This is a genomic window from Streptomyces sp. NPDC086835, from assembly GCF_044745705.1.
In the GTDB taxonomy this organism is placed as follows: Bacteria; Actinomycetota; Actinomycetes; order Streptomycetales; family Streptomycetaceae; genus Streptomyces.
Window position 1 is genome coordinate 517,696 of the sequence record NZ_JBIVAU010000004.1, and the last position, 12,217, is coordinate 529,912.

The 12,217-nt window shown below is 70.9% G+C and carries 10 protein-coding genes and 1 tRNA gene; 4 read left to right on the forward strand and 7 right to left on the reverse strand.

Going from position 1 to position 12,217, the window contains the following annotated elements:
- Nucleotides 1–66 precede the first annotated feature (66 nt).
- Both ACIPJI_RS17445 and ACIPJI_RS17450 read right to left on the reverse strand, forming a co-directional pair.
- Nucleotides 67–2,604 carry an ABC transporter permease gene (locus tag ACIPJI_RS17445; RefSeq protein WP_402247092.1) on the reverse strand — a complete coding sequence of 846 codons (2,538 nt, stop codon included), beginning with the start codon at nt 2,602–2,604 and terminating at the stop codon, nt 67–69.
- 212 nt (nt 2,605–2,816) lie between these two features.
- Entirely contained in the window at nt 2,817–3,587 is a 771-nt protein-coding gene (locus ACIPJI_RS17450) for an ABC transporter ATP-binding protein (RefSeq protein ID WP_307706788.1), read from the reverse strand.
- Nucleotides 3,588–3,952: 365 nt separating this feature from the next.
- Here ACIPJI_RS17450 and ACIPJI_RS17455 point away from each other — a divergent pair.
- A tRNA-Leu gene (locus ACIPJI_RS17455) sits at nt 3,953–4,034 on the forward strand.
- Nucleotides 4,035–4,200: 166 nt separating this feature from the next.
- Nucleotides 4,201–5,076, forward strand: a complete 876-nt coding sequence (locus tag ACIPJI_RS17460) for a Bax inhibitor-1/YccA family protein (RefSeq protein WP_159691284.1) — start codon at nt 4,201–4,203, stop codon at nt 5,074–5,076.
- 87 nt (nt 5,077–5,163) lie between these two features.
- On the opposite strand, the gene ACIPJI_RS17465 is transcribed toward ACIPJI_RS17460, so the two are convergent.
- On the reverse strand, nt 5,164–5,394 hold the full coding sequence (locus ACIPJI_RS17465) for a DUF4287 domain-containing protein (RefSeq protein WP_307706787.1): 231 nt from the start codon (nt 5,392–5,394) through the stop codon (nt 5,164–5,166).
- 98 nt (nt 5,395–5,492) lie between these two features.
- Between ACIPJI_RS17465 and ACIPJI_RS17470 the strand changes: the two genes are divergently transcribed.
- Nucleotides 5,493–5,816, forward strand: coding sequence for a hypothetical protein (locus tag ACIPJI_RS17470; RefSeq protein WP_307706786.1), 324 nt, complete (start codon nt 5,493–5,495; stop codon nt 5,814–5,816).
- A gap of 52 nt (nt 5,817–5,868) precedes the next feature.
- On the opposite strand, the gene ACIPJI_RS17475 is transcribed toward ACIPJI_RS17470, so the two are convergent.
- The 3 genes from ACIPJI_RS17475 to ACIPJI_RS17485 form a co-directional block, all read right to left on the reverse strand.
- Nucleotides 5,869–6,762, reverse strand: a complete 894-nt coding sequence (locus tag ACIPJI_RS17475) for a hypothetical protein (RefSeq protein WP_402247180.1) — start codon at nt 6,760–6,762, stop codon at nt 5,869–5,871.
- Between the two features lie 422 nt (nt 6,763–7,184).
- A complete protein-coding gene (locus ACIPJI_RS17480) occupies nt 7,185–8,405 on the reverse strand; it encodes an acetyl-CoA C-acetyltransferase (protein WP_307706785.1) in 1,221 nt (406 codons plus the stop codon).
- Nucleotides 8,406–8,721: 316 nt separating this feature from the next.
- On the reverse strand, nt 8,722–9,738 hold the full coding sequence (locus ACIPJI_RS17485; protein ID WP_307710382.1) for an SGNH/GDSL hydrolase family protein: 1,017 nt from the start codon (nt 9,736–9,738) through the stop codon (nt 8,722–8,724).
- A gap of 182 nt (nt 9,739–9,920) precedes the next feature.
- Between ACIPJI_RS17485 and ACIPJI_RS17490 the strand changes: the two genes are divergently transcribed.
- Complete coding sequence (locus ACIPJI_RS17490) at nt 9,921–11,306, forward strand: cystathionine beta-synthase (RefSeq protein WP_307706784.1); 1,386 nt, start codon at nt 9,921–9,923, stop codon at nt 11,304–11,306.
- A 355-nt stretch (nt 11,307–11,661) separates the two neighbouring features.
- Here ACIPJI_RS17490 and ACIPJI_RS17495 read toward each other — a convergent pair whose 3' ends face one another.
- A complete protein-coding gene (locus ACIPJI_RS17495; RefSeq protein ID WP_307706783.1) occupies nt 11,662–12,078 on the reverse strand; it encodes a hypothetical protein in 417 nt (138 codons plus the stop codon).
- Between the last annotated feature and the right edge of the window lie 139 nt (nt 12,079–12,217).

Sequence of the window (12,217 nt, forward strand, 5' to 3'; positions counted from 1 at the left end):
GAACGACGCGGGGCCCCGTGGGCGTGTGCTGTGCACGCGCCCACGGGGCCCCGCCCCAGGGAACGTCTACTCGGTCTTGATCGCCGTCAGCATGTTCAGCTTCGCCGCGCTCCGGGCCGGCCACAGCGCCGCCAGCACACCGACCACACCGGCCAGCAGCAGGAAGATCCCGATCCGGTCCCACGGCATGACCAGCACATAGCCGGGGATCTCCTTGCGGATCGTCTCGCCGATCGCCCAGGCGAGGAACGAGCCGAGACCGATGCCGACCACCGCGCCGAAGACCGAGATCACCACGGCCTCCAGCCGGATCATCCGCTTCACCTTGCCGCGGTCGAGGCCGATCGCCCGCAGCATGCCGATCTCCTGCTGACGCTCGAAGACGGACATCGCCAGGGTGTTGATGACGCCGAGCACCGCGATGATCAGGGCCATCGCCAGCAGCCCGTACATGATGTTCAGGGCCGTGTTGATGAACCCGCCGAACATGTTCCGGATGTCCTGCTGGTCCATGACGCTCATCGCCGGGTTGTCGCCCAGCGCGTCGACCAGCGCCTGCTCGTTCGCCGCGCTCGCGCCGCCGTCCATCGTCACCCAGATCTCGGGGATGTACGGCTTCGGCTCGTACGGGGCGACGACGTCGGTGGCGACCAGGATCGGGGAGAGGAACTCGTTGCCCTTGTAGACGGCGCCGACCGTCAGGTTCTTGGTCTCCTTCTTGCCCTCCGGGCCGAACTCGGCGGGCAGGGTGTCACCGGTCTTCCAGCCGTTCGACTTCGCGGTGTCGTCGTCGACCGCGATCTGCCCCTTGCCGAGCGTGGCGAGCGAGCCGGAGACCGTCTCCAGGTCGAAGACCTTCTCCACGTCGCCCGGGGTGACCGCGGACGCCGAGTGCCAGTTGCCCTTGATCTCCAGCGAGGACGCCTGCTGCGGGGAGACGGCGCTGACGCCCTCGGCCTTCTCGATCGCGTCGAGCGCCGACTTGTCCAGCGCGCCGCCGCCGGCCATCGTGACCATGTAGTCGGCCCTGATGTTGTCCGTGGTCATCTGGTCGACGGCACGGCCCATCGTGGCGCCGAGCACCGAGATCCCGGTGACCAGCGTGAGGCCGATCGCCAGCGCGGAGGCGGTGGCGCCCGTACGGCGCGGGTTGCGCACCGCGTTCTGCCCGGCGAGCTTGCCCGACACCCCGAAGAGACGGTGCAGCAGCGGCCGCACCAGAGCGATCACCGGGCGGGACAGCAGCGGGATCAGGACGATGATGCCGACCAGCGCCAGGAACGCGCCGCCGCCGATGATCATCCGGCCGTCGGAGCCGGCCGCGGCACCGGCGACGATCGCGGCCGCGCCGAGCAGGGTGAGCACACCGCCGATGGTGTTCCGCAGCACCAGTGACTTGGTGGTCGCGACCGCGTGCACGCTGCTCATCGCCGCCACCGGCGGGATCTTCGCGGCCCGGCGGGCGGGCAGCCATGCCGCCAGCACCGTGATCAGCACACCGACGCCCAGGGCGGCGGCCACCGCGGTGGGCGAGACGACCAGCGGTCCCGCGGGCACCTTGGCGCCGAAGGTGCTCATCGCCGAGCGCAGGCCCGTCGCCAGACCGAGGCCCAGCACGAAGCCGACCACCGAGGCGACGGCCCCGACGACCAGCGCCTCGAGGATCACCGAGCGCTTGACCTGCCGGCGGGAGGCGCCGACGGCACGCAGCAGTGCCAGCTCCTTGGTGCGCTGGGCGACCAGCATGGTGAAGGTGTTGGCGATCAGGAAGACGCCGACGAACAGGGCGATGGCCGCGAACGCGAGCAGCATCGTGTTCATGTTCGACAGACCGCTCTCGATCTGCTTCGCCTGCTCGTCGGCCAGCTCCTTGCCGGTCCGTGCCTCGGAGTCCTTGGGCAGCAGCGGCTTCACGGCCGCGAGGATCTTCGTGTCGGAGGCGCCGGCCTCGGAGGTCACGGTGACGTCGGAGAAGTACCCGGGCCGGAGGTAGAGCTGCTGGGCCACGGCGGTGTCGAACAGGACCAGGCTGCCGCCCGCGTTGACCGCTCCGTCCTCGGTGGTGAAGACACCGGCGAGGGTGTACTCCTTCACCGGGCCGTTGGTGGCCACTCGCACGGTGTCGCCGACCTTGTACCCGCCCTTGGCCGCGGAGTCCTTGTCGAGGGCGATCTCGCCGTCCTCACGCGGCCCCTCGCCGGCGGTGAAGGTGTACGCGGCGTCCTTGCCGTCCTTGCCCGGGGCGAAGTTCGCACCGGTGTTGGACCAGCCGTTGCCGATGAGCTTGCCGTCCTGGTCGGCGACGCCGGCGAAGCCGGAGACCCGGCCGGCCGCGGAGGCCACGCCGTCGATGCCCCGGATCTTCTCCAGGGTCTTCTCGTCGATGCCGGCGTCCTTCGTGGCCTCGCTCGGGTCGATGTAGCTCGTCACGGCGACCGCGACCTTGTCGTAGCTCTTGGCGGACTGGTTGCGGTAGGCGTTGCCGAGGGTGTCGGTGAAGACCAGGGTGCCGGAGACGAAGGCCACGCCGAGCATCACGGCGAGCACGGTCATCAGCAGCCTGGCCTTGTGCGCGAGCACATTGCGCAGGGCGGTACGGAACATGTGGGTGTCCTGGGAACGGGCACCGGCGTCCTCGCGGGCGGCCCGGCGGGGCCGGCCGTGGGCCGGGCGGTGACAGGTGAGGTCTTGAGGGGGCGCGCGGGGCAGGGGCGCGTGCTGCGCGGCCGCCCGGGGCGCCGGGTCGTGCCGCGGAAGCGCCCGGGGCGGGCGCGCCGGCCCTGGGCGAGGAACGGGCCGGGACGGGCCCGCAGACGTCAGCTCGTGCGGCCCTTGGCGTCGAAGGCCTTCATCCGGTCGAGGACGCCGTCGGCGGTGGGGCTGAGCATCTCGTCGACGATCGCGCCGTCCGCCAGGAAGATCACCCGGTCGGCGTAGGAGGCGGCCACCGGGTCGTGGGTCACCATGACCACGGTCTGGCCGAGCTCGCGCACCGAGTTGCGCAGGAAGCCGAGCACCTCGGCGCCGGACCGCGAGTCGAGGTTTCCGGTCGGCTCGTCACCGAAGATGATCTCCGGCCGGGAGGCCAGGGCGCGGGCGACGGCGACGCGCTGCTGCTGGCCGCCCGAGAGCTGGGTCGGCCGGTGACCGAGCCGGTCACGCAGGCCCACCATGTCGATGACCCGCTCCAGCCACTCCCGGTCGGGCTTACGGCCCGCGATGTCCATGGGCAGCGTGATGTTCTCCATCGCGGTCAGCGTCGGCAGCAGGTTGAAGGCCTGGAAGATGAAGCCGATCTTGTCGCGGCGCAGCTGCGTCAGCTGCTTGTCCTTCAGGCTGCCGAGCTCGGTCTCGCCGATGCGCACCGAGCCGGAGCTGAAGGAGTCCAGACCGGCGACGCAGTGCATCAGCGTCGACTTGCCGGAGCCGGACGGGCCCATGATCGCGGTGAACTCGGCCTGCCGGAAGTCGACGCTCACATGGTTCAGCGCGACCACCTGGGTCTCGCCCTGTCCGTACACCTTGGACAGGTCCGTGGCGCGGGCGGCCACTGCGGTGGCGCGGTGAGCGATGGGGGTGGTGGTCACGAGGGGAGCTCCTGTCGGGGGTGTGCCGTGCTGACTCCACCATCCTGTCCGCGCCCGCGCCGGGAATCGTCAGTCCCGGTGCCCGTTCCCGGGGCCCTCTCCGGTCGGACCGGGCCGCCCGCTCCTCCTCCTTGGGTATGACGGCGCCCCTGAGGGACGAGGGGGACCGCAGAGGGCGCTTTTCCGTCATTCCCGGAGGCTCGGGGCAGTGGCCGAGGGCGGTACGAGGGGGGTGCGAACACCCACCTACCTGGCCTGACGCTCCCTCAGGAGCCAATGGAACCAGACAAGATCGGGCCATCGCCCCGATGGCGAGTCGATCTGCACCGATAGGCTCGGGTGCCAACGCGGAGCCCTCGCGCCACGCCCGGGTGGTGGAATGCAGACACGGCGAGCTTAAACCTCGCTGCCCCTCGGGGCGTGCCGGTTCAAGTCCGGCTCCGGGCACCTCGACGCCCCACCGCCCGGCACGCGACCCACCCTCTGCGGGAGCCCCGTGCCGTGCTCCATCGTCACGATCCCGGAAAGATCCTCCCCGAGCACTAGAGTGTTCGCTTTGCTTCCGCATTACTCTTGACTTCTAGGCCGCGCACGGTGGCCAAGGAGGAGTGAGATGAGGAGCAGCAACCCGGTCTTCTCGCGACGGGGGTTCAGCCGCGACAACGGCTACGCCGGCTTCAACGCGCAGCAGCAGCCGCAGGCCGGGGGCCCCGCCGTAGGAACCAACCCCTACGCACAGGGCGCCGGCAACCCTTACGCGACCAACCCCTACGCCCCCGCGGACACCCAGTACGGCGCCCCGGCGCCCGTCCGCACGGACGCCATGACGATGGACGACGTCGTCACGCGTACCGGCATGACGCTGGGCACCGTGGTTCTCGGCGCGGTCCTCGCCTGGGCCGTCCTGCCGGTTTCCCCCAGCAGCTACGGCATCGCCATCGGCTCGGCCCTCGTGGCCTTCGTCCTGGCGATCGTCCAGTCCTTCAAGCGCACCCCGTCACCCGCGCTGATCCTGAGCTACGCGGCTTTCGAGGGCATCTTCCTCGGCGTGATCAGCGAGATGTACAACAGCCGCTGGGACGGCGCGCCCTTCCAGGCGGTGCTCGGCACCATGGCCGTCACCGGCGCCATGCTGTTCGTGTACAAGCAGCGCTGGATCCGGGTCACCGCGCGGTACGCCCGCATCGGTATGACCATCGCGATCGCCTTCATCGCCGTGATGGCGGTGAACCTGCTGCTCGTGGTCTTCGGTGTCGCCGAGGACGGCGGCCTGCGCAGCTTCGGTCCGCTCGGTGCGATCGTCGGCATCCTGGCCATCCTGATCGGCTGCTTCTTCCTCACCCTGAACTTCAAGGAGATCGAGGACGGCATCACCTACGGCGCGCCGCGCCAGGAGTCCTGGCTGGCCGCCTTCGGCCTGACCGTGACGCTGGTGTGGATCTACCTGGAGATGCTGCGTCTCGTGGCCATCTTCAGCGGCGACGACTAGTCGGCGCGGCGGCCGGGACCACCGGTCGCACGAAGGGCCCGCAGGCACTGCCTGCGGGCCCTTCCTCGTGTGCGGCACCTGAGGCCACTAGAGCAGCTTGCGCGCGGCCCGCCTCAGGTCGTACTCGTGGATGATCGCTTTCGCATGGCCGTACGCGAGGTTGTGTTCGCCCCTGAGCCAGCTGACCTTCTCCTCGAAATTGAAGAGAGACGGTCCTTCGTCGACGGTGCGGAGCCAGTCGGAGATCTCACGACCGGTGCACTCGGGGATTCGGGAGAGCAGATTTCGGTGGGTCTCTTCGGAGAAGACTTGGGACATCGGCGCCTCCGGACGCATTGCGCGTGTGCTCTTCACGCCACCGTGCCTGAGCGTGCGCGTATTGGCAACAGTCCCGGGAGGGCGCGTAGGGTCGCGGCGTGCTTGATACGACGGGACTGATCGCCGCGGCGGACCGCTTCGCGGACCGTCTGCGGGCCGCGCCGCAGAGCCGGCTCCAGCGGGGTGCGGCGGCCGAGGCACTGGCTCTGGCCAGGGAACTCGCGAAAAGGGCGCAACGGATCGAGGAGCCCGGACGGGAGCCGAGGACCATGCCCGACGCCGGGGTGTTCGCGGTCGCGGACCAGCTGATGGTCGCCGCTCACGATCTGGCCGAAGCGCTTCGGCCGACGCCGGACGCGTCGAAGGAAATGGACGAGGCGACCGCGCTGGTGCGGTCCGCCGCTGACCGCTCGGGGCTGTAGCCCCCGGGCGGCGCCCCCGGAATCCGGGGGCGGGCAGGCCGAGCGGCCGGGCTCAGTGGGAGGCGATCACGCGGTCGGCGAGGATGTACACGCTCTCGTCTCCGCAGGAGAACGTCAGGGCGTACGCGCCCGACACACCGGAACCGCCCAGCAGCACCGGCGCGGTGCCCGCGCGCAGCGCGTCAGCGAGGCGCTCCGCGGTCTCCCGGTGGCCCGGGGTCATGCACAGGGTCGTGCCGTCGGCGAAGACGTACACGTCCAGGGTGCCCAGCGGGCCGGGACGGACGTCGGCCAGCTCGGTGCCGGTCTCCGCCAGCTCCTCGAGCTTCGACACGGTGCGCTCATGGTCGGTGACGACAGGCGTCTGGACCGGCACGAAGTCGGGGTGGGAAGGGTGCCGGCGGCGGGCGGCGGCCAGCTCGGGGGAGTCCTCCGCGAACTCGGTGACCTCGGGCAGGTCGGCCATCTCGTCGAACCCGTCGACACCGTCCAGATCCAGCGACTCCAGGTCCGTCGACTCGAGGCCCATGGACTCCAGGCCCACGAAGTCGGCCTGGCGCGGGACGTAGAACGGCGGGATCTCGTCGCCGATGCCCGACAGGCCGCCGAGGCCGGACCCCGACGCGGAACCGGAACCGGAGCCGTCGCCGGAGTAGCGGGCGGAGGCGTCCGCGGCGTCACGCGCCTCCTGCGCGGCCCAGAAGGCCCGCGCCTCGGCCAGCTCACGCTCCCGTTCCTCGGCGAGCGCCTCGGCGACGGCCGCGCGTATCTCGGCGGCGTCGCTGGTGCGGGCCTGGGGCACGGAGGCGGTGCGGGCGGGCCCGGACGCCTCGGCGAGCTCGCTGCGCAGGGCGGCCACCTGCTTACGGAGCCCGTGGGCGGCGTGCAGGGCAGCGGCGCCCACGGCCGTGGCGGCGGCCGTGGTCAGCAGCAGGGCAAGAGACATGGCGCTCACTGACTTACTCCCGGTTTCAATCGGATCCCCCGACTTCTACATCAGCTTGCGATGAACCCGCGCACTCTGTCAGTGCATTACGTCACCAATTGGACAGGACTTTGAGCCCGGCGTTTACCGGCGGATCGGCCCTGACCTGCAAAAAGGGGTCTCCCCCAGGAGATAGGTCACATCCTGGGGGAGATTCAGTCACGAACTGAGATCCGCGACGGCTCAGCTCAGCGGCTCGCGTTGTCGGGTCGCGTTCGCTTCGCCACCGCTGCGGGCAGGTGCCGCCCTCGTTCCTCGGGCGCCCCCTACCCTCCGCTACGGCTCAGCTCAGCCGCTCGCGGTGTCGGGTCGCGTTCGCTTCGCCACCGCTGCGGGCAGGTGCCGCCCTCGTTCCTCGGGCGACCCCTACCCTCCGCTACGGCTCAGCTCAGCCGCTCGATGACCATCGCCATGCCCTGGCCGCCGCCCACGCACATCGTCTCGAGGCCGAACTGCTTGTCGTGGAACTGGAGGCTGTTGATCAGCGTGCCCGTGATCCGCGCGCCGGTCATGCCGAACGGGTGGCCGACCGCGATCGCGCCGCCGTTGACGTTGACCTTGTCCAGGTCGAAGCCGAGGTCGCGGTACGAGGGGATGACCTGCGCGGCGAACGCCTCGTTGATCTCGACCAGGTCGATGTCCGAGGTGGTCAGGCCGGCGCGCCGCAGCGCCTGCTTGGACGCCTCGACCGGGCCGAGGCCCATGATCTCGGGGGAGAGGCCGGAGACGCCGGTGGAGACGATCCGGGCGAGCGGCGTGAGGCCGAGCTCGCGGGCCTTGGTGTCGCTCATGATGACGAGCGCGGCGGCGCCGTCGTTCAGCGGGCAGCAGTTGGCGGCGGTGACCAGACCGTCGGGGCGGAAGACGGGCTTGAGGCCCTGGACGCCCTCGAGGGTGACTCCGGCGCGCGGACCGTCGTCCTTGCTGACGACCGTGCCGTCGGGGGTGGTCACCGGCGTGATCTCGCGCTCCCAGAAGCCGTTCTTGATGGCTTCCTCGGCGAGGTTCTGCGAGCGGACACCGAACTCGTCCATGTCCTGGCGGGTGATGCCCTTGAGACGGGCCAGGTTCTCCGCGGTCTGCCCCATCGCGATGTACGCGTCCGGCACCAGGCCGTCCTCGCGCGGGTCGTGCCACGTGGAGCCCTCGGACTCCGCCACGGCGGCCGTGCGGGCCTCGGCCTCGGCGAAGAACGGGTTGTGCGTGTCCGGCAGGCTGTCGGAGTTGCCCTTCACGAAGCGGGACACCATCTCGACACCCGCCGAGATGAAGACGTCGCCCTCGCCGGCCTTGATGGCGTGCAGCGCCATCCGGGAGGTCTGGAGCGAGGAGGAGCAGTAGCGGGTGACGGTACAGCCAGGGAGGTGGTCCATCCCCATCTGCACGGCCACGATGCGGCCCAGGTTGTTGCCCTGCTCGCCGCCGGGGAGGCCGCAGCCGAGCATCAGGTCGTCGATGTCACGCGGGTCGAGCTCGGGCACCTTGGCGAGCGCCGCCTTGATGATCTCGGCGGTCAGGTCGTCGGGGCGGACGTCCTTGAGCGAGCCCTTGAAGGCCCGGCCGATCGGGGAACGGGCGGCAGAGACGATCACGGCTTCGGGCATCACGGCTCCATGAGGGGAAGACGGAAGGGCTGGTTGGGAAGTTACCCGTACGTACCGCGCGGGTCACTGCGCGGATGGTGTGATGCGGGCCTCTTTTCTAAGCGGGCGCTTGCTTATGCTCCCTCCCGGCTTGCCCTTCCCCACCCGGGGCGGCCCTGAAACCAGTGCTACGCCCGGATTCCCGACCCCTCGGCCCGCTCTCAGCCCCGTCGGCCCGGCCGCCGCGGGGCCTGGCGACAGGCAGCACGCGCGCGTACGCCAGGACCTGCCGTACACCGCTGAGGCAGCGCGTACGGCAGGTCCTGGCGCCGGAGCGTCAGTGCGTGGGGCCCGCGTGGCCCCTGGCGGGCTCCGCGTGCGTGGTGGCGGGGGACACGGTCTCCGCGGCAGGAGGCAGGCGGCGGCGACGGCGGTGCTTGAGCAGGGCCCAGGGCGCGCGGGCGCCCGTGACCTCCGTGCCCGCCTCGGAAGCGGCCGTCGCGGCCGCCCGGGCCACCGGCAGCATGTCCTCGTCCCGGTCCGCGTCCAGCACGTCGGTCTCCGGCCACAGGCCGAGCACCGCGCACAACGTCGGCAGCATCGCCATGGCCGCCGTCGCGTAGCCCTCCGCCGACGGGTGGTAGCTGTCCACCCCGAACATCTCCCGCGGGTTCGCCGCGAACTCGGGGCCGAGCAGATCACCCAGCGAGACCGTCCGCCCGCCCTGCTCGACCACCACGATCGTCTGGGCCGCGGCAAGCTGGCGGCTCACGCGGCGGGCCATCCAGCGGAGCGGCTGGTAGACCGGCTCGATCGTCCCGAGGTCGGGGCAGGTGCCGACGACCACCTCCGCGCCCGCCGTCCGCAGTCTGCGGACGGCGGCGGCCAGGTAGCGCACGGACTCGGTGGGAGGCATCCGGTGGGTGACGTCGTTGGCGCCGATCATGATCACGCACACGTCCGGGGTACGCGACCGGTCCGCGAGCAGCTGCGTCACCTGCCGCTCGAGGTCGTCGGACCGTGCCCCCGGCAGCGCGATGTTGCGGACCTCCACCGGCCGCTCCGCCACCGCCGCAAGCCCGGACGCCAGCAGCGCCCCCGGAGTCTGGCCCGCCCTGCGCACACCCTGGCCGGCCGCGGTCGAGTCGCCGAGGACGCCGAGGTGAAGTGGGTTCTCCCGGCCGAAGGCCAGCCCGTAGAGACCGTCGCCGCGCGGAGGGATGGGTGCCCGGCCCCCGCCGACCGTGCGTTTGGCCAGCTGGACCTCGGCCAGCACCAGGCCCACCGCCGCCGCCCCGAGCAGCCCGATGCTGCCCCCGCCGTACGCGGCGCCGGCCGCGATGCGCCGTGCCACCCTCGCTCTCGACACAGTCCGTGCCACCTCCTCGCAACCCACCGGGGCCGCAGCCTCGTGTGCTGCGGCCCTCGCAGGCGTCGTTGCCGTCCAAGAGCTAACTGCCCCGTAGCGACCGTCGCCCAATCCCGCGGCCGCCCGCTTACGCTGGGCGAACCATCACGGAGACCCCGGAGAACATTGTGCGTATCCACAATTCGATGATCAGCCTCGTCGGCGACACCCCGCTGGTGAAGCTGAACAGCGTGACCGAAGGCATTTCGGCGACCGTCCTGGCCAAGGTCGAGTACTTCAACCCCGGCGGGTCGGTGAAGGACCGGATCGCGCTGCGGATGATCGAGGCGGCGGAGGAGAGCGGCGCGCTCAAGCCCGGCGGCACGATCGTCGAGCCGACCAGCGGCAACACCGGCGTCGGACTTGCCATCGTGGCCCAGCAGAAGGGCTACAAGTGCATCTTCGTCTGCCCCGACAAGGTGTCCACGGACAAGATCAATGTGCTGCGTGCCTACGGCGCCGAGGTCGTCGTCTGCCCCACGGCCGTCGACCCCGAGCATCCGGACTCGTACTACAACGTCTCCGACCGGCTGGTGCGTGAGACGCCGGGCGCCTGGAAGCCGGACCAGTACTCCAACCCCAACAACCCGCGCTCCCACTACGAGACCACCGGGCCCGAGCTGTGGGACCAGACGGACGGGCGGATCACGCACTTCGTCGCGGGCGTCGGCACCGGCGGCACGATCTCCGGCACCGGGCGGTACCTGAAGGAGGTCAGTGACGGCAAGGTCAAGATCATCGGAGCGGACCCCGAGGGTTCCGTCTACTCCGGTGGCTCCGGCCGTCCTTATCTCGTCGAGGGCGTCGGCGAGGACTTCTGGCCCTCCGCGTACGACCGGACCGTGACCGACGAGATCGTCGCCGTGTCCGACAAGGACTCCTTCCAGATGACGCGCCGGCTCGCCAAGGAGGAGGGCCTCCTGGTGGGCGGCTCGTGCGGCATGGCGGTCGTCGCCGCGCTGCGCGTCGCGGAGCGGCTCGGCCCCGACGACATCGTCGTCGTCCTGCTGCCGGACAGCGGCCGCGGCTACCTGAGCAAGATCTTCAACGACGAGTGGATGGCCGACTACGGCTTCCTGGAGGGCGAGGGCGTCGCGAACGTCGGCGACGTGCTGCGCGACAAGGAGCACGGCGGCATCCCCAGCCTGGTGCACATGCACCCCGAGGAGACCGTCGGCCAGGCCATCGAGGTGCTGCGCGAGTACGGCGTCTCCCAGATGCCGATCGTCAAGCCGGGTGCCGGCCACCCCGACGTGATGGCCGCGGAGGTCATCGGCTCCGTCGTCGAACGCGAGCTGCTGGACGCCCTGTTCACCCAGCGCGCGTCGCTCGGCGACCCGCTGGAGAAGCACATGTCCGCACCGCTGCCGCAGGTCGGCTCCGGCGAACCGGTCGGCGACCTGATGTCGGTGCTCGGGACGGCGGACGCGGCGATCGTGCTGGTCGAGGGCAAGCCCACCGGCGTGGTGAGCCGTCAGGACCTGCTCGCGTTCCTCGCCAAGGGCGCCAAGTAGCCCGACGGGGAAGGTGTTTGCGGACGTCTGTCGCGCAATCGGTACGAGCGCGTCACGTACGCGCAGCACCCGCTTAACACGCGTACGGCACATTGGTGGACGTCGGCAGGGAGACCGGGCAGGTGACCCGGCCGGCACCACTGGCGGCGTCACAGGACTTCCGGAGCGGCTCCCGGACTCCCAGGACGCCCCGGACACGGAGACCGGTCCTGACCCGGCCCGTGTCCCTCGCGGGGACCGCCGTCGTCCCGGCCCCCGGCCCTCGGGCAGGGGGTGCGGCGGTCCCCGCGCACAGTCTTCGCGCCCTGTGCGCGGGCCGGCCCGCGCACAGCGGTGCCGTGGCGGTGACGGCCGCTCAGTCCTCCCAGTCGGAGCCGGTGCTCCGCGCCCGGCGCTGCCACGGCCACCCGTGGGCGGCGTGGGCCACGTTCACTCCGACGATGCCGAGCCAGGTGACGACCAGACCGGGCAGGTCGGCGTTGGCGACGCCGATCGCGGAGAGCGGGATGGCCAGAACCATCGTGATGACGCCGAAGCCGAAACGCTCCCAGAAGTTGTCCGCGGAGCGCTGCCGGCCGGGGCTGCGGGCGGCGGTCGTCCGCTGCTCGGCCAGCTGCCGCCTGACACGGCGGTCGACCGTGGTGTCGAGCCGCTCCTCGACCTTCTCCAGGAAGGATTCGACGAGCGCGGAGTCGTACTCCTCTCCCAGGTCGCGCCGGGCGTGGAGGGTGGCGTCGAGCTCCTTCTTGAGCTCAGGGTCGCGGGCTTCCATGAGACCGAAGCTACGGCCGGGCGGGTCGCCTGGTCATTGGGGTTAGCCCCCCTCTTCACCCCGGGGACAACGGGAGCCGGCCGTCGCGCTGTGCCACCATGTGCGGTCGGACTGCCGTGGGGCGCAGGCCGGTTCGCAG